Origin of the sequence: Cohaesibacter intestini (assembly GCF_003324485.1) — a bacterium.
Lineage (GTDB): Bacteria > Pseudomonadota > Alphaproteobacteria > Rhizobiales > Cohaesibacteraceae > Cohaesibacter > Cohaesibacter intestini.
Window position 1 is genome coordinate 236,001 of record NZ_QODK01000001.1, and the last position, 15,843, is coordinate 251,843.

The 15,843-nt window shown below is 56.4% G+C and carries 15 protein-coding genes; 6 read left to right on the forward strand and 9 right to left on the reverse strand.

What is annotated here, in order from left to right; all coding sequences use genetic code 11:
• Nucleotide 1: 1 nt before the first annotated feature.
• From DSD30_RS01065 to DSD30_RS01080, 3 genes are all read right to left on the reverse strand, one after another.
• Nucleotides 2-814 carry a hypothetical protein gene (locus DSD30_RS01065; RefSeq protein ID WP_114007754.1) on the reverse strand — a complete coding sequence of 271 codons (813 nt, stop codon included), beginning with the start codon at nucleotides 812-814 and terminating at the stop codon, nucleotides 2-4.
• Nucleotides 814-2,133: an MFS transporter gene (locus DSD30_RS01070; RefSeq protein WP_114007755.1), complete on the reverse strand. Its 1,320-nt coding sequence runs from the start codon at nucleotides 2,131-2,133 to the stop codon at nucleotides 814-816. The genes DSD30_RS01065 and DSD30_RS01070 overlap by 1 nt, the downstream gene beginning before the upstream one ends.
• A gap of 214 nt (nucleotides 2,134-2,347) precedes the next feature.
• On the reverse strand, nucleotides 2,348-3,832 hold the full coding sequence (locus DSD30_RS01080) for an FAD-binding oxidoreductase (protein WP_245418323.1): 1,485 nt from the start codon (nucleotides 3,830-3,832) through the stop codon (nucleotides 2,348-2,350).
• Between the two features lie 318 nt (nucleotides 3,833-4,150).
• Here DSD30_RS01080 and DSD30_RS01085 point away from each other — a divergent pair, with 318 nt between their 5' ends.
• Complete coding sequence (locus tag DSD30_RS01085) at nucleotides 4,151-4,855, forward strand: MurR/RpiR family transcriptional regulator (protein ID WP_114007758.1); 705 nt, start codon at nucleotides 4,151-4,153, stop codon at nucleotides 4,853-4,855.
• A 30-nt stretch (nucleotides 4,856-4,885) separates the two neighbouring features.
• On the opposite strand, the gene DSD30_RS01090 is transcribed toward DSD30_RS01085, so the two are convergent.
• Nucleotides 4,886-5,692: a metallophosphoesterase gene (locus DSD30_RS01090; protein ID WP_114007759.1), complete on the reverse strand. Its 807-nt coding sequence runs from the start codon at nucleotides 5,690-5,692 to the stop codon at nucleotides 4,886-4,888.
• A 221-nt stretch (nucleotides 5,693-5,913) separates the two neighbouring features.
• On the opposite strand from DSD30_RS01090, the gene DSD30_RS01095 reads away from it, so the two are divergent.
• The 3 genes from DSD30_RS01095 to DSD30_RS01105 are packed head-to-tail and all read left to right on the forward strand — an operon-like array spanning nucleotide 5,914 to nucleotide 9,652.
• A complete protein-coding gene (locus tag DSD30_RS01095; RefSeq protein ID WP_114007760.1) occupies nucleotides 5,914-6,996 on the forward strand; it encodes an ABC transporter ATP-binding protein in 1,083 nt (360 codons plus the stop codon).
• A 20-nt stretch (nucleotides 6,997-7,016) separates the two neighbouring features.
• Nucleotides 7,017-7,949, forward strand: coding sequence for an ABC transporter substrate-binding protein (locus DSD30_RS01100; protein ID WP_114007761.1), 933 nt, complete (start codon nucleotides 7,017-7,019; stop codon nucleotides 7,947-7,949).
• 14 nt (nucleotides 7,950-7,963) lie between these two features.
• Complete coding sequence (locus DSD30_RS01105; RefSeq protein WP_114008554.1) at nucleotides 7,964-9,652, forward strand: ABC transporter permease; 1,689 nt, start codon at nucleotides 7,964-7,966, stop codon at nucleotides 9,650-9,652.
• Nucleotides 9,653-9,678: 26 nt separating this feature from the next.
• On the opposite strand, the gene DSD30_RS01110 is transcribed toward DSD30_RS01105, so the two are convergent.
• From DSD30_RS01110 to DSD30_RS01120, 3 genes are read right to left on the reverse strand one after another with little or no spacing between them, the layout of a single operon-like run.
• The gene (locus DSD30_RS01110; RefSeq protein ID WP_114007762.1) at nucleotides 9,679-9,939 is read right to left on the reverse strand and encodes a hypothetical protein; all 261 of its coding nucleotides are present in this window, start codon (nucleotides 9,937-9,939) and stop codon (nucleotides 9,679-9,681) included.
• The gene (gene feoB, locus DSD30_RS01115) at nucleotides 9,936-12,431 is read right to left on the reverse strand and encodes a ferrous iron transport protein B (protein ID WP_114007763.1); all 2,496 of its coding nucleotides are present in this window, start codon (nucleotides 12,429-12,431) and stop codon (nucleotides 9,936-9,938) included. The genes DSD30_RS01110 and feoB overlap by 4 nt, the downstream gene beginning before the upstream one ends.
• Nucleotides 12,428-12,697, reverse strand: coding sequence for a FeoA family protein (locus DSD30_RS01120; RefSeq protein ID WP_114007764.1), 270 nt, complete (start codon nucleotides 12,695-12,697; stop codon nucleotides 12,428-12,430). Before DSD30_RS01120 ends, feoB begins: the two co-directional genes overlap by 4 nt.
• A gap of 252 nt (nucleotides 12,698-12,949) precedes the next feature.
• Here DSD30_RS01120 and DSD30_RS01125 point away from each other — a divergent pair, with 252 nt between their 5' ends.
• Nucleotides 12,950-13,264 carry a hypothetical protein gene (locus tag DSD30_RS01125; protein WP_114007765.1) on the forward strand — a complete coding sequence of 105 codons (315 nt, stop codon included), beginning with the start codon at nucleotides 12,950-12,952 and terminating at the stop codon, nucleotides 13,262-13,264.
• A 199-nt stretch (nucleotides 13,265-13,463) separates the two neighbouring features.
• Complete coding sequence (locus DSD30_RS01130; protein ID WP_114007766.1) at nucleotides 13,464-14,249, forward strand: DUF4198 domain-containing protein; 786 nt, start codon at nucleotides 13,464-13,466, stop codon at nucleotides 14,247-14,249.
• A 93-nt stretch (nucleotides 14,250-14,342) separates the two neighbouring features.
• Here DSD30_RS01130 and DSD30_RS01135 read toward each other — a convergent pair whose 3' ends face one another.
• Together DSD30_RS01135 and DSD30_RS01140 are read right to left on the reverse strand one after the other, a co-directional pair.
• Nucleotides 14,343-14,984, reverse strand: coding sequence for a nucleoside/nucleotide kinase family protein (locus DSD30_RS01135; RefSeq protein ID WP_114007767.1), 642 nt, complete (start codon nucleotides 14,982-14,984; stop codon nucleotides 14,343-14,345).
• Between the two features lie 10 nt (nucleotides 14,985-14,994).
• On the reverse strand, nucleotides 14,995-15,843 hold the full coding sequence (locus DSD30_RS01140) for a sugar phosphate isomerase/epimerase family protein (protein ID WP_114007768.1): 849 nt from the start codon (nucleotides 15,841-15,843) through the stop codon (nucleotides 14,995-14,997).

Below are 15,843 nucleotides of genomic sequence, written 5' to 3' on the forward strand. Positions count from 1 at the left end.
GTCAGATCAGTCTCTCTTCGCACAGATAGTGATAGACCTGCGCGATACCTTCATCATTCAGGTCAACCTTGCGTGGGTTTTTGCGTCGTTTTTGCCGTTTCATGAGACCTGTCAAACGGATGACAGCGTCGCATGGCTGTGTGTTTGCCTCTTCAGGCCCTTCAATCATGTCGCCCGGACAGCGCAATCTGTGCGAGACATCCTTGGCCCGATCCTTGATGCGCAGATAGGGCATGGCATAGTCACTGCGTGCGTCAAAGCCAAGAATGGCAGGCCCACGCACCGCGTAACGTGTCACAAAGCGCCCTTCCCGCCGCTCCAACTCGCCGTGATGCTTGGTGAAACGGGTGTCATCAATCCGGCAGATGCCGGAGAGATGGTCGATCCCGAGGACGCCCGCCAGAGCCGGGGCCAAAGGGGCCGCCGCGTGGCCATGGGTATCACTTCCGGTGAGGATCCAGTCATAGTCGGCAGCGGGAAGAGTGCTACCGACCATCTTTGCCAGAGTGACCGTGTCGCTTGTTGCCATTATCATCTCTGGCAGCAGGGTCGCCCTGTCCACCCCCAGCCGCAGGATATCCTCGATCTGGAGTATCGCAGCAGGAGTGGCCAGAGCCAACAGGTGAAGAGACAGATCCGGTATCTGTTGGCGCAGAGACAAAGCGAAGCCTAGGGCTGCCGCATCGTCTGGACACAGCCTTCTGCGGCAGCCATCCCGGATGGTGATCTCACCCGGGATGGTGGAGTGGCTGTTTCCAAAAGGATCCATCCAGTCACCATCCGGGACAAAGCGGGCGACACAGACAAGCTTCATCAGCCTTGCACCACCACGCCGCTCGGAGCCTTTGCCGCAGCGGTGGCGAGCTTCGCGTCGACCTTGTTCAGGCGTTCATAGATGATGGCCAGAAGGATGCCGATGACCCCAAGCGCCGCCGAGACGAGGAAGTAGGCCGTGTAGCCGCCCTGATCGCCATAGGTGGTCCAGAGATAGGAGTTGAGCTGCGGCAGGATGATATCCGGCAAATAGCCGATCAGCGAGATAAGGCCGATGGCGGTGCCCATCATCACGGCTTCGATCTGTGACTGGCCGAGCAGTGACCAATAGGTGCCACGCACCGCATAGAGGAAGGCCCCCAGCAGGATGATCAGAGCCGAGAAGAGCGTGGCCGACAAGCTTGTGGGCATCATGACAAGGATCACAAGCAGAGACACGGCACCCGTGATGGCCACAGCGTTGGTATAGGCCCGGCCAATACGGTCCGCCATGAAGCCCCCAATGAAGCCGCCGATCGGGCGCATCCAGAGGACGATGGCCGTCACGGTTGCCACACTGACCGCATCCATGCCGACATTGGTCTGCAGGAAGCCACCCAGATAATAGACAGTCCAGAAGACTGTATAGCCCATGAAGATGATGGCGCCCATCAGATAGACATACTTGTTGGTCAGCAGCTTGCCGCAATCAGCAAGGCGGAACTTGTCATCGTCGCTATGTTGACCGGAGGCAACGGCATGCTCTTTGAGCTGTTCGTCGCTCTCGACAAAGAAGGCAATCAGAACGGCAGCTGCCAGCACAATGACGGAGAAGATATTGATGACAGCGACCAGCGCCTCGCGCTTGTCGGCAATCTCGATGCTGTTGCCAAGGATCCAGGCAAAAGCAGCCAGACCGATGGTGCCCATCAAGGCTTCGACCACGCCGCGGCCACCATCAAGCACCCCAAAGAAACGGCCAACCTCTTCCGGTTTGGCCAGCATCTTGACCAGTTTCATATGGGAAGACCAGAAGGTGAAGACCGAAAAGAAGCCCCAGAGGAAGAAGACAATCTTGACCGAGCCTTCCGATGGCACTGTGCCGAACCAGAAGCCACACAGGGCAACCCCGGCCAGCGACGTGGAAATCAGCCATTTGGCAGAGAATTTGTCTGCCAGATAGCCCGAGGGCAGATAGCCGATGATATAGGCGGTGCCAAGCACGGAATAGAAGTCATTGAGGCTGGTCAGCGGCAGATTAAAGACTTCGAGGATCGTTTCCTGATAGTTGGTGCGCAGATAGATCACCGGATAGATGGCACCGGCGGCTAGCAAAACCAGAAAGAACTGGAAGTAACGCCGTAGATTTTCCTTGGGCATGAATGTCCTCCCGACATAGAGACAATGAACACAAGCGACGCGAAGCAATGCCTCCCATTCTTCTCGTCGCTGTTGGTTTGATCAATGTTGGCTTGGTCGGGGGATCCTGCCCTTGGCAAGGTGATGGCCTTGTCGGTGTCAGGGAAGCGTCGCCCCCGATCCGGTTGGGCAGGCGTGCGGGATATCGCCCCGAACGCCCACCCTTTGATGTGACTTAGTTTTCGTCCTGATAGATGTATTTGTTGACTTCATCCTGCGGGAAAATGGTCCCGTGGTTCATGATGCCGTTTGGATCAAAGGCCTGTTTGAGCTTTTCGAGCATGTAATAGGCCGAGCCATGTTCATCTCTGGTCCACTCGGAGCGATACTTGCCGATGCCGTGATGGTGGCACATGGAGCCGCCATGCTTGATGGTCTCTTCCACGATGATCTTCTGGATCGGATGGTGATAGGCAAGCAACTCATCTTCCGGCGCACAATGGATGTCATAATTGTAGACGAAATACATGTTGGTGCCGTTGATGTAGGAGTGGGAGGAATGCCCGCCCAACATGGTGAGATCTGCGGCCCGTTCGAATTCGTCGCGGATGCGAGCGATGACCCGGTCGTAGATGATGGGAATAGTTTCCCAATCCGCCGAGATCTCGGTGGTGTAACCGGCATGACTGTCGCTTTTGCGCATCTCTTCAAACTCGTCGTCAATATCCTGCTGCGACCAGTTGAGACGATTGAACCAGTTGGCAATCAACGCGCTGTCCACCTGCTTGATGATACCATCCTTGAAGGTCTCGACGGCGGCTTCGATGCCTGTGCCGGTTGCCTCGACAATGCCTTTGGGGCCTTCTGCCATGAAGAGCAGGACGCATTTGTTATCGTGGAAGTGATAGAAATGCTGGGCGGCATCCTCCTCGGAATAGACGCGGGCGACGGAGGGCCGGAAGCCGTTGACCATCACTTCACGCAGGATCTTGATACCGGTCTCCACATCCTTGACCAGATAACCGTAGAATTTGTTGTTGTCCGGATAATATTTGAAAATCTTGATGGTGACTTCGGTGATGTAGCAGAGCGCGCCTTCATTGCCGATGACGATATGACGAATGTCCGGGCCACCAGCGCGCCGGGAGACATTCTTGATGCGCGAAATGGTGCCATCAGGAAAAACCGCTTCCAGACCGACCACCATATCCTCGATGCCGCCATAAAGGGTCGAGAACTGACCGATCGAGCGGGTGGCGACCAGACCGCCATATTTGGCCACTGGTTTGGATTGGGGCGAATGACCGGTGGTGAAGCCAATCTTGCGCAGCTCGTCTTCCAGCTGCTGCAGAGGCACACCGGCCTGCACGGTGGCCTGGCTGTTATAAGGGTCAAGCTTGATGATCTTGTCGAGCTTCAACGTGTCGACCACGAGGGTGACGTCTTTCCAGTTTTCCAGCCCGCCTTCGGTTGCGGTCATGCCGGCGCGTGGAATGACATTGATATTGTTGGCGTTGCAGAATGACAGGATTTTTGCGACTTCCTCGGTATCGCCCGGATAGACGATGGCAATGGGGGCCGGAACGTCGAGAACCTTGCGCGCCTTGGCGTATTTCTTGTAGCGGTCCGCAGACGCGTCATACAAGGCATCCGGATCGGTGTTGATCTGTTCGGCGGGTATGATGGTTGCAAGTTGGTCCAGAAGCGTGGCGGCGTCCAATGTAATTCTCCTGTTAGAACCATCCGTGCGGGAAATTTGCAGCGCGGATGGAGGTCAGTTCCTGCTCGCTCAAGGTCTGGCCTGTGGAGAAGCGGCCATGTCACTCAAGCAAACTGAAAAGTTTCCTTTGCTCTGGCTGGAGGGTAGGACTCAATGGAAAATTATTCAAAATATATTGGGATATTTTCTATTATTATGCACTATTTGGCGCTTTTATGGAAAATTTTCCGAAACAATCACGGAAAATTTTCCATTTTGCCTGTCCTTTCTCGTCGAGACTTGCTACGATAGCCGGACAATACAGACAGGATGGCGCGTATGATCAATATCGACTTTGGCATTCTCAATCCTCTCGAGAAGAAAATCCATGCGGCTCTGACCGATCAGAGCAAGTATGTCGATACGATCCGCATCACCGACGCCGCCGCTTTGTGCAATTGTTCGGTGTCAAAAATCTCGAAATTCACCAAGAAGCTCGGCTTCACGAACTATAAGCAGTATCTGGATTTTCTCTATGGCCGCACCCAATTGCGCGCCGATCATTCCTCCGAACTTGATCGGCTGGAAAGCTTCATTCAGACCTTTGACAGCCAGAAGGTGCGCGACGTTGCCAAGCTGATTGCCGAGAAGGACAAACTGGTGTTGCTAGGCTATGGCCCGTCCTATGTCTGCGCCCAATATTTTGAATATCGCCTCAAGACCTGCAGCAACAAGGCAACCATTGCGGTGCCGGACGAATGGTCGGCCCGCACGATGATCGATGACAACAGCCTGCTTCTGATCCTGACTGTCACCGGCAGCTTCAAGAGCTTTGCCGATATCTACAAGGACAGCGAAGAAAAGGGAGGCAGCGTTGCGCTGATCGTCGAGGAGTATACTCCCAACCTGATCCGGCAATATGACAAGATCTTCTGCCTAACGCGGGAGGTCCAGTCGCGCGGCCTCAAACCCTATGAGAAGAACCGCACCCTGTTTTTCATTTTCATGGAAGAAGTGATCCGGAAATTGACCCGGATGCCTTGATCCGTGCCCTTTCACGTTTGATCTTGCGGCCTATCTCAGGGCGCAGTGATCGGTGACCACGGTCATGAACCGATGCTTGCCCTGATGCCAATGCAAGCAGGTCAATGGACCACCGCCCACCGCCTTGGTGTCGATGCCTATGCGACCCTTGCCCATCCGCGGCATCGGCGCGGGGCTGTGGCCATGAATGACCAACCGGTCGGAGGCCTGCTCCTTAACGAGAAACGCGTCCCGGATCCAGAGCATATCCGTTTCATCTTGCGCTTCTATTGGTACGCCAATGCGCAAACCGGCATGAACGAAATGGGCTTCGGGAATGGTCAGCGACAACGGCAAGGCTTCAAGGTAGGCGATATGTTCTGGCGGAATGCGCGCTTCCAATTCAGCCTTCAAGTCAGCCTTGGATCCTCCCTTCGCAACCAGCTTTTCGACATCAATGCCATAGGACATCAGCGTTTCACGACCGCCCCAGTCGAGCCAGTGGGCATCTACGTCGGGCTGATTGATGAAATCGAGAAAAGCCTGATCATGGTTGCCGCACAGGCTGAGCCGCTCGATGCCATCGGGCAATTCTGACAGGCAGTGGTCAAGCACGCCCTTGCTGTCCATCCCACGATCCACCAGATCCCCGAGATAAAGGATCAACTTGGCCCCTTTCAAATCGGCACCGATTTCAAGGATACGCGCTTCCATTTTTTGCTGGACATCGAGACAGCCATGAACATCGCCGATGGCAAAAATGTGGTCCGGCGCAACGGGCAGCGACAGGCGTGCGCGCCCACCCATCTCTTCAGCCAGATTGGTGGCCTGGTCTGCCAGAAACGATCTCATTGTCATGTGGCTCCCCCACGCCTGAAGTGTATTTGCCAGATCAAGCCTTGTAACCGGATTTGGTACTGAAAGCCAACCGGCTTGTCATCGGATCAGACGGTCTGACGGTTTCAAGCCGTGGCCGACAGCTTCATTTCCCTGTCACAAAACGGATACACAATTGTCATTTACACATTTTAGAACGCACTGACTCTTTTCCAATCCAACTTTGATCAAGCCATTTTTGCATGTCCCTATCCTCCGCCTCTCCCTTGGCCCTTTGCATTCGGGCGCTTTCCATGAGCTATGGCGAAAGCCAGGTGCTGTTCGACATAGATGTCGATCTGGCACCGGGGCAGGTGCTGGGACTGTTGGGACCGTCCGGCTGTGGCAAGACAACCTTGCTGCGGCTGATTGCCGGTTTGCTGATGCCCGATGCCGGACAGATCGACATTGCCGGACGGATTGTTGCCGACCGCAACGGGGGCATTGCCCATCCACCAGAAAAGCGTGGTCTTGGCATGGTGTTTCAGGATTATGCCCTCTGGCCGCATCTCTCGGTCGCTCGCAATGTGGCCTTTCCGCTCGAAATGCAAAAGGTGCCAGCCGCCGACTGCAAGCGACGCGTGATGGCTGCCCTTGACCGGGTTGGTCTTGGCGCCATGGCCGAACGCCGCCCGTCGGATCTGTCTGGCGGTCAGCAACAAAGGGTGGCGATTGCCCGGGCGATTGTCGCCGAACCGCCGTTGGTGCTGTTTGATGAGCCTTTGTCAAACCTCGACCGTGAACTGCGCGAGACGATGATTGATGAGCTGGGTGATCTGGTGGCCGATCTCAATCTCAGTGCGGTCTATGTCACGCATGATCATTCCGAAGCGCTGACCCTGTCAAACAAGGTCGCAGTGATGCAGGACGGACGGATCGAACAACTGGCATCGCCTGATGTGCTGATCCATGCGCCCGCGACCGCCGGAGTGGCTGATTTCTTGAGGCTCGGTAGCCTGTTGCCCGCCCGGCGGACTGTCGATGGCTGGGTTCTCGACCCATCGAACATCACCCTGCCCGCCAACGGGTTTGCAGCAATGACCGGCGAGCGGGCCCAAGTGTTGCTGCCCGAACAAGCCCTGCGGCTGGACGGTTCGGGCGCGCAAAGCCTGAAAGCCGAAGTGGTGCGCAGCCAGACCCGGACCACGGGCAGCGCACTCACCTTGAAGATCTGTGGCACGGATCACCTGATCCGCTTGCTCAGCCCGACCAAAGCAAATCCCGGCGCCATGCTGGACCTGACCTATTCCCCGAACGACCTGCGCTGGTTCCCGGCCGCGCCTTAACTTACAGATTGGAGACTGACATGCGTAACCTGATCCTCGCCCTGACCGCCGGCCTGATGGCAACCACTGCCGCTCATGCGGACATCACCGTTTATTCCGCAGGCCCCGGTTCTCTGGCCAAAAACCTGATCAAGGGTTTCACCGCCAAGACCGGTATCAAGGCCAACCTGTTTCAGGCAACAACCGGCAAGGTGATGGCCCGTCTGGAAGCCGAAAGCGCCAATCCGGTGGCTGACGTGGTTGTTTCTGCCAGCTGGGGCACCGCCACCGACTTTGAAGCCAAGGGTCTGTTGCTGCCTTATGCCAGCCCGAATGCTGAAACCGTGCCTGACTTTCTGAAAACCAAAGGCGCTGTCGCGCAGGGTGTTGCCGGTATCATCATTGGTTGGAACTCGAAGTCCGGCACTCCGAAACCGGCCGACTGGTCCGATCTGGCCAAGCCAGAATACAAGGATCTTGTCACCTTGCCGGATCCGGCAGCGTCCGGTGGCACCTATACGCTGGTTGAAGCCTTCACCGCCAACGGCATGACCGATGTGCTCGAGGGCCTCAAAGCCAATGGCGCGATTGTTGCCGGTGCCAACAAAGCAGCTCTGAACCCGGTTCTGCAGGGCGCAAAAGCGGCTGTCTTCGCTGGTGTTGATTACATCACCATGGGAGCTGCGGCCAAAGGCGAGAGCGTGGAAGCCATCTTCCCGACCTCCGGCACCGTGGTCGCTCCACGGCCGATGATGATCCTCAAATCCTCCAAACAGCAGGAAGAAGCCAAAAAATTCATCGACTATGTTCTGTCTGCGGAAGGTCAGAACGAAGTGGCCAAGGTCTATCTGATGCCATCACGCACCGACATCAAGGTTGATCGCCCGCTGATCGGTGACTTGAAGCTTCTGTCCAAGGATGGTGCGCCATCCCGTGAAGACGTTCTGGCTGGCTTCAAGGGCATCTTCAACTGATGGCACGGGGGGCAATGACAACAGGGGCCGAAGGCAGTGCACTGCTAAGATGGATCGCCACCATCGGTCTAATGGTGATTGTTGCCATCCCCGTCCTCTTCATCGTCATTCAGGCGATTTTTCCCAACATCGGGAGCGGCTCTTTTGCCGCTCCTTTCTCGCTCTTTCTCAAGACGCTCGCGGATCCCGAGTTGATCGGGCTTGGTCGCAATACATTGTTTTTGGGGGTTGGCACCCTCTTTTGCGCGGCCCTGCTGGCAGTGCCACTGGCAGCCTTGCGGGCGCTTTATCGCATTCCCGGCGCGCTGATCTGGGACGCGATCCTGCTGATCCCCTTCATGATTCCCCCCTATATTGCTGCCCTTGGCTGGATCATGACCTTGCAGCCGCGGGGGTATCTGGAACAACTGACAGGCATCAATCTGGCCCCTCTGCTCTTCTCGGTGCCCGGCATCATGATCATCATGGGACTGAATACCTTCTCAGTCGTCTATTTCGTGCTGTCGCGGACTTTCGAGACCATTGGCGCACGCTATAGCGATGTGGGGCGGGTGTTCGGGGCGGGCCAGTGGCGGTCCTTCTGGCGCATCACCTTCCCACTGGCGATGCCGGGGCTTGCGGCAAGTTTGCTGCTGGTCTTTGCCATGTCGATCGAGGAATATGGCACCCCTGCCGCCCTTGGTCGCCGGATCGGCTTTGAAGTGCTGGTGACGGGCATTGAAAACCGGATATCCGAATGGCCAATCGATCTGCCCGGAGCGGCAACCCTGTCTCTGGTTCTTGTGCTGCTGGCGCTGGCTGCCTTTATGGTGCAACGCTGGCTTTTGACCCGGCGGGACTATCGCATCGTTGGTGGCAAGCCACAGGCCAATGACAAGCGTGATCTGGGTGTCTGGCGCTGGCCGGTGACCTTGTGGTTCGCCTTTGTCGCCTTTCTCGCCACCGGCTTGCCAATCCTTGCCATTTTGGCAACGGCCCTGTCGCGCACCATTTCCGGTGGGCTCGCCTTGTCGAATCTCGGACTTGACAATTTCCAGCAGTTGCTCGGTGTCGGCAGTGATGGGCTGGTGGCCCTTGGCAATTCGCTGGCGCTGGGCGCAGTCACGGCGCTTTTTGCGGGGCTTCTGGGGGCAATCACCGCCTATTCGGTGGTCAAGGGGCGTGGGCGCTTGCGCATTGTTCTCGATGGGTTGTCGATCACACCCAATGCCCTGCCCGGCGTCGTGGTGGCCGTTGGCATCATTCTGGCATGGAATCAACCATGGCTGCCAATCACCCCTTACAACACGCCGTTCATTCTGTTGCTGGCCTATATCTGTATCCTGTTGCCGCAGCCGGTGCGCTATGCGACTGCCTCATTGCATCAGTTGGGTGACAATCTGGAAGCCGCAGCGCGGGTCTCCGGCTCGGGGCCTTTGCGAGCCTTCTGGCGGATCATCCTGCCGCTGATCCTGCCCAGCATGATCACCGCGATGATCCTCGTCTTTGCAGTGGCCTCGCGCGAACTGGTTGCGTCTCTGCTGGTGGCTCCGGTCGGTTTTCAGACCATCGCCGTTTTCATCTGGCAACAATTTGATCAGGGGTCGATGGGGCTTGGGATGGCAATGGCCTTCTCGGCGGTTGTCATCACCACCCTGATCCCGCTGGCATTGATTTCCTTATTAAAGCGGCTATCCCATGGCAACGTGGCGGGCCTCAACTGAGACCTTTCTGTTGCCCGGCTCAGCGATTATGCGTCGGTTTTGCCAACGGGTCTTTTAAGGGGCGTTTTGGTGTCGAACTCGATCTCACCGGGCACGCAGGCCGAGCAGGTCGGACCGCCAGAGGTGCAATCGGAACAGGCTCCGCGTTTGGCCCAGAGTTTGCGATAGAGATAGAAGAGCGCCACGGCCACAATCAGAGCGACGGGCAACAGATCCCAGAGGCTGCCTCTGCTGCTCTCAAGCAAGGTGGAGGTGGTGCTCTCAGCCGCATGTGCCATCATCATCATTGTCCCATCCTCCCGCGTCGCGCTTCATTGCGCCCACTGACAAGTCCCACAAGGATCAGTAAGGCCAGTGCCGACAGATAAACCATGGTCATCATCTGAATACCGGTCACCCCGGTCATGTGACCAATGGTGAAGACAAGACTTGAAACCGTCAGCCCCAGCATGGTGGGAAACAGAATGGCAAACAGCATCCATTTGTAGGATCCGGTCTGGACCTTGACCATGACGGTGGTCGCCAGACAAGGCGGATAAAGCGCAAAAAACAGGATCATCGAAACGGCCAGCAGGGCAGTGGCTCCGGCAGCTTCGGTCTCGGCTCCCATGCGTTGTTCCAGCGTGGCATTCTGATCTTCATCCTGCTGGAACAGCACCCCCAGGGTGGCAACCGAGCTTTCGCGAGCGGCAAAAGAAGACAACAAAGCCACATTGATCTTCCAGTCGAAGCCGGCAAATTGCGTCACAGGTTCCATCGACCGACCGACCATGCCGAGAACGGAGTTGGTAATCCGTGCCTCTTTCATGACCCGGCGGATCGACTTGCGGGTCTTGACCAGTTTTTTCAGAGCCTTCCCGGCTGCCTTGGCCTGCTTGTCGCCTTTCGGTGCTTTGACCAACGCGAAGTAATCCGGGTTGCGGGCCTGAAAGGTGTCATTCACGGCCTTTGAGGCCTCAGCGCCGGAGGCATTCAGCTTGGCCCGCTTGAAGTCGGTGTAATAATTGACCAATCCAACAATGTGGGCGTTGCCGGCAAATTCTTCATAGGCATTGCCGCTCATCTTGGCCTGAAACGCCTCGATGGCAGCCATCCCTTGGGCCTTGAAGTCATCCATGCGCTCATCCGACAGGCCGGGAAATTGCAGCAGGGTGAAGACGACCACGGCAACGGCAACGACGATGGTGCCAACCTTCTTGAGATAGATCCATGTGCGCTCGAAAGAGCGGCGCAATACTGCGGTGAGTGTTGGCATATGGTAGGCGGGCAACTCCATCACGAAGGGGGAGGTTTCCTGCCCTCTGAGCACGGTAACGGTGAGCAGTTTCGAAACCAGCAGCGCAAAAATGATGGTCATGGTCGAGATGTAGAACATCATCAGCGACTTGTCTTCGACGAAGAAGATGCCGAGCAGCAGGGTATAAAGCGGCACTTTGGCCAAACAATTCATGAAGGGCACGGCAAAGATTGTCGCCATGCGGGCACGGTTGTCCGGGATGCCCTTGGTCGACATGATGCCCGGCACCGCGCAGCCCCCGGCAAATACACCACCAAGGATCAGCGGCAGCGTGCTCTGGCCATGCAGGCCGAACCGATGGAGGATCTTGTCCAGAATGAAGGCAATCCGGGCCATATAGCCGGAATCTTCCAGAATCGCGATCAGCGCAAACAGGATGATGAAGATCGGTACATAATTGAGTAGGGTGTTGGCCGAATCCACCAGCCACAACCCCATGGAGCGGCTGTAGGGGTCTTCCAGAAAACCCGCATCGGGCAACAGGCCCGCCATGATTTCGCGCAAGCTGGCAAGGAATGGCCATGTATGATTGGTCAGCTCATATCCCCAGACAATGGAAATCTGATAGATCATGAAAACGGTGAAGACCAGAAAGACCGGTGCCGCCCAGCGATTGAGGACCACCCGGTCGATCTTGTTGGAAACGGATTCCCCGGCATTCTGGCCGCCCTCCACATGGGCATCGAGCAGCCTTTGTACCTGTTGATCGCGCATCGCTATGACATGATCGGATGCCGAGAGACCTTCAGCCACTTCAAAAGACGCCGCCATGCTTCTGGCCGCTTCAAGGATCGGAGCAGCCTCGGCCGTGCCAATCGTTTCAGCCAACAGAGTCTGGGCCTGACTGTCCTGTTCAAGGAGTTTGATGGCCAGCCAGCGTGCAGGCAAATTCCAACTGGTGGCACAACTGGCTACAGACTCTTCAAGCTGCTCGATCCGGGCTTCAAGTGCCCCATAATCGATGGCGCAGTCGGGCTGTGGTCCACTTTGGGCCGTGTGGGAGATGGCTTCGCGCAGGGCATCCCGCCCCACAGCTTTTGACCCGATGGTTTCCACCACCGCCAGTCCCAGTGTCCTGGAGAGCCCTGCCAGATCGACAGAAATGCCTCGCCTTTTGGCCATGTCCATCATGTTGAGGGCCAGCACCGCTTTCAGCCCCATTTCCAGCAACTGGAACGTCAAATGCAGCGACCGGCGCAAATTGGAGGCATCCACAACATTGACTGCGACATCTGGTCGCTCCCGGATCAGAAAGTCTCTGGCGACCCGTTCTTCGAGCGAAAAGGAGGTCAAACTGTAGGTGCCCGGCAGGTCCACAGCTGTGACTGAGAGGCCTTCGAAATTGTAGCAGCCATACTTCTTGTCGACCGTCACCCCCGGATAATTGGCGACATGCTGTCTGGCACCGGTCAAGACATTGAACAGGGTTGATTTTCCCGCATTCTGCTGGCCTGCCAGGGCGACCTTGATTTGCTTGGTCATGATAGCTCCCTGATCACCTCTATTGTCCCGGCTTCCCGGCGGCGCAAGGTGATGTCTGTCGCGTCCAACCTCAGCTCTATGGGATCATTCAAGGGAGCCGCTCTGACCACCTCAACACAGCTGTTGGGCATCAAGCCCAAATCCAGAAGCCGCTGCCGCACCGCTCCGACCGCATTATGCTTGCGGATACGCACCCGAGTTCCGGGCAAGGTATCGTTTAAAGTCAGAGGCTTAGTCAGCTCTTCCTGCATTGGGATCTTGGTCATGAAAGCACCGGGTCACTAGAGGCTATCTCATATGGCCATCCGATAGGAGAGGTCGGGACGATCAGTATGAGAATGCGAATGATTACTATTTACAACAAACGGAACCGAGAATAAAGTAAAAGTTGAGGAGAAGGTTCAAATTTACACCTCTCTGAAAGTAGAAGATGTCTTTTGGAATGATTCTTAAAAGTAACTTTCGTTCCCTTGGATACTTTTACTATAAGTATTTCTACTATTCGGGATAAAACGCAAATGAAACAACTGATCGCCCTTTCGATGTTTGGCTTGATGACACTTGGTGGTCCTGCCCTCGCCCATACCCCCGTTTGCGCCTGCTACGACAATGGCGACGGCACCGTCCTGTGCGAAGGCGGCTTCTCCGACGGCTCCTCGGCATCCGGCGTCGGGCTGCTTGTCTATGATGGCGACGACAAGCTGATCCTTGAAGGCAAAATGAATGAAGACAGCGAGTTCGAGTTCAACAAGCCCGATGGGGACTATCATGTCATCTTTGACGCAGGCCCCGGCCATGAAGTGACAATTGACGGCAGCGAAATCGTCGAGTAGCTGCCAAGGCAGCCACGATCCATCGATGTGATGGCCCGGTTGACTGACATTTGTCCACCAGCCACGCCAACGCGTCGCTTCCCTTCTCCAACCCGTTTCACACTCCGAAATCAGATCAACGCCGACAGACTGCTGTTCGGCGAACGGGAAGCCTTTGGCTTTTCGCGGTCTGATGGAGGCGCAAACAAGGAATGAATGCATGAAATCCCTCCTTTCCGGCGTGGCCATTGCTGCCATTGCCATGACATCTCAGGCGAACGCCCATTTTCAGTTGCTCTATACACCGCACGTGATGCTGGACAAGGCGCAGGAGATTCCGCTCAAACTGATGTTTGGCCATCCGATGGAAAATGGCCATGCGATGGATATGGGCAAGCCAGTCGCCTTTGATGTCTATTTCAAGGGCAAGAAGAAAGATCTTCTTCCCACCCTCAAGCCGATCATGTGGACGGGCGCCCACAACGAAGCGCACGCCTTCGAGACGAGCTACAAAGTCAAGCGCAATGGAGACTATATCTTTGCCCTGACCCCTGCCCCCTATTATGAAGGCAGCGAAGACATCTATATCCAGCAGATCACCAAAAGCTACGTCAACAAGGCGATGCCAACCGATTGGAATGAGCCGCTTGGCCTGCCAACCGAAATCGTTCCGCTCAACAAACCCTATCAGAATTTTGTTGGCGGCACCTTCACCGGTCAATTGCTGTCCGGAGGCAAGCCGGCGGCGGGCGTTGAATGCGAGATCGAATATATCAATCCGGCCATTGATGTGGAGAAGAACGCCTTTTCCAAGGACGCCTCAGGCCCGGTCCCTGACAGTGCGATGGTTGCGGTTACCGATCCCAGCGGCCTGTTTACCTTCGGCTTGCCGCGCGCTGGCACCTGGGGCTTTGCCTGTCTGGGCGCCGGTCCGGTGACCGAGCATGAGGGTAAAGCGCTGTCGCAGGACGCCGTGCTCTGGATCGATGTCAAACCCTTCCAGTAGGCGGAACGTCGCGGCCTGTGACAAGGCCAATAACAAAGACCCGGCTTCATTGCGAAGCCGGGTCTTTGTTGGTGTTTGCAATGGATAACGGTGTCAGCGGTTCGAGCGGTAGGCAATGTCCGCCTCTATGCTGCGCTCAATCACGGCACGGCCATTGGGTAGGTCATTGCCATCCAGCTTGTGCAGGATTTCTTCCTCATTGAGGCCATACCGCACCCAGCGGCGGCGCAACCGGCGACGCAGCTCTTCTTCCGGCACATCGATCAAGATCGTCATGTCGAAATAGGGATGCAGTTGCCGCCATGGCTCATCCTTGAGCAGCAGATAATTGCCCTCCACCAGAATGAGCTCCACATCAGACGCGATAATCCGGGCGCTGCCACGGGAGATTTCCAATTGCCGGTCAAAGACCGGGACCGCAACGCGGGTCTCGGAGGGATCTTTCAAGCGTTGAAGCACCGAGCGAAGACCGCCGACATCGAAGGTATCCGGCGCGCCTTTCCATGGCCGCCTGCCCATTTCGTGCAGAACCGCGTCATCATAATGGAAGCCGTCCATTGGCAGGACGGCCACCTTGCCCGGATGCAGCGCTGCCAACGCTTCATACAAAGCATCGGCAGCGGTGCTCTTGCCAGAGCCGGGAGCGCCGGCAATGGCAACAAATTTCCGCCCCTGTCGACCATCCATCAAGGCGTCGACACGGGACAGCAGCGCTTCAAATTGATCCAGTTTCATCGATATCCCATCAAATCAGATGATATTGCTCGGACTTGTTGCGCAGGAAAGACAGGCCCTTGGACATGACCTCGTCGTGGTTGTTGGCAACAGGCCGCCAGACCGACAAACCATAGGCGACTTCCGGCGGCATGTTGATGAAGCTTTCCATTGCCAGCCCGCCCTTGAAGTTGATGGCGCGCAAGGTAGCAAAGATTTCATCCCAGTCGCAGGTTCCCTCGCCCGGGGTCCCCCGGTCGCTTTCGCTCAGATGAATATATTTGATATAATCGCGGGCGTCGAGAATGCCGTTGCCTGCCCCCTTCTCCTCGATATTCATGTGATAGGTATCGAGATGAATGAAGATATTGTCCGCGCCGATCCGCTCGATCATGTCGCGGGCCTGCCAACCGGTGTTGATCAGATGATTCTCATAGCGGTTGACCGGCTCGATACCAAGCTGCAGGTCCAGCTTCTTGGCGTAGGCGGCGATTTCAGTCATCACGCGGGCGATATTGTCATATTCCGCCTGCACGGGCGGCACACCGGTGCGTTGGCCAATGCCGCCATAGATGACACCGCTGAGGGCCTCTCCACCGAGGGCCTTGGTCTTGTCAACAGCCAGCTTGAGATAGTCGATTGCCTTGTCCGGTGCGACGGATGCCCAGCATTCTTCTGGCAGACCGAGGGAACAAACGGCGCGCAGCGCGTTCTTCTCGATCAGGTTGCGGGTATGGTCTGTATCTACATCGTGGGGTCTGAGCATGGGAATTTCGATGAAATCGACACCATATTGCTTGGCACCGGCCACCGCACGCTCGGCACCTTCGCGGTCCCAGTTCATGGTCCACATGCTTGTATGAACGCCAAAGCCTTCCAT

Excerpts from the sequence above, each read along its gene's own strand:
- DSD30_RS01090 (WP_114007759.1), bottom strand. The coding sequence starts at position 5,692 with ATGACAATGAGATCGTTTCTGGCAGACCAGGCCACCAATCTGGCTGAA.
- DSD30_RS01140 (WP_114007768.1), bottom strand. The coding sequence starts at position 15,843 with ATGGAAGGCTTTGGCGTTCATACAAGCATGTGGACCATGAACTGGGAC.
- DSD30_RS01100 (WP_114007761.1), top strand. The coding sequence starts at position 7,017 with ATGCGTAACCTGATCCTCGCCCTGACCGCCGGCCTGATGGCAACCACT.
- DSD30_RS01065 (WP_114007754.1), bottom strand. The coding sequence starts at position 814 with ATGAAGCTTGTCTGTGTCGCCCGCTTTGTCCCGGATGGTGACTGGATG.
- DSD30_RS01105 (WP_114008554.1), top strand. The coding sequence starts at position 7,964 with ATGACAACAGGGGCCGAAGGCAGTGCACTGCTAAGATGGATCGCCACC.
- DSD30_RS01110 (WP_114007762.1), bottom strand. The coding sequence starts at position 9,939 with ATGATGATGATGGCACATGCGGCTGAGAGCACCACCTCCACCTTGCTT.
- DSD30_RS01085 (WP_114007758.1), top strand. The coding sequence starts at position 4,151 with ATGATCAATATCGACTTTGGCATTCTCAATCCTCTCGAGAAGAAAATC.
- DSD30_RS01070 (WP_114007755.1), bottom strand. The coding sequence starts at position 2,133 with ATGCCCAAGGAAAATCTACGGCGTTACTTCCAGTTCTTTCTGGTTTTG.
- DSD30_RS01130 (WP_114007766.1), top strand. The coding sequence starts at position 13,464 with ATGAAATCCCTCCTTTCCGGCGTGGCCATTGCTGCCATTGCCATGACA.
- DSD30_RS01135 (WP_114007767.1), bottom strand. The coding sequence starts at position 14,984 with ATGAAACTGGATCAATTTGAAGCGCTGCTGTCCCGTGTCGACGCCTTG.
- feoB (WP_114007763.1), bottom strand. The coding sequence starts at position 12,431 with ATGACCAAGCAAATCAAGGTCGCCCTGGCAGGCCAGCAGAATGCGGGA.
- DSD30_RS01095 (WP_114007760.1), top strand. The coding sequence starts at position 5,914 with ATGTCCCTATCCTCCGCCTCTCCCTTGGCCCTTTGCATTCGGGCGCTT.
- DSD30_RS01125 (WP_114007765.1), top strand. The coding sequence starts at position 12,950 with ATGAAACAACTGATCGCCCTTTCGATGTTTGGCTTGATGACACTTGGT.
- DSD30_RS01120 (WP_114007764.1), bottom strand. The coding sequence starts at position 12,697 with ATGACCAAGATCCCAATGCAGGAAGAGCTGACTAAGCCTCTGACTTTA.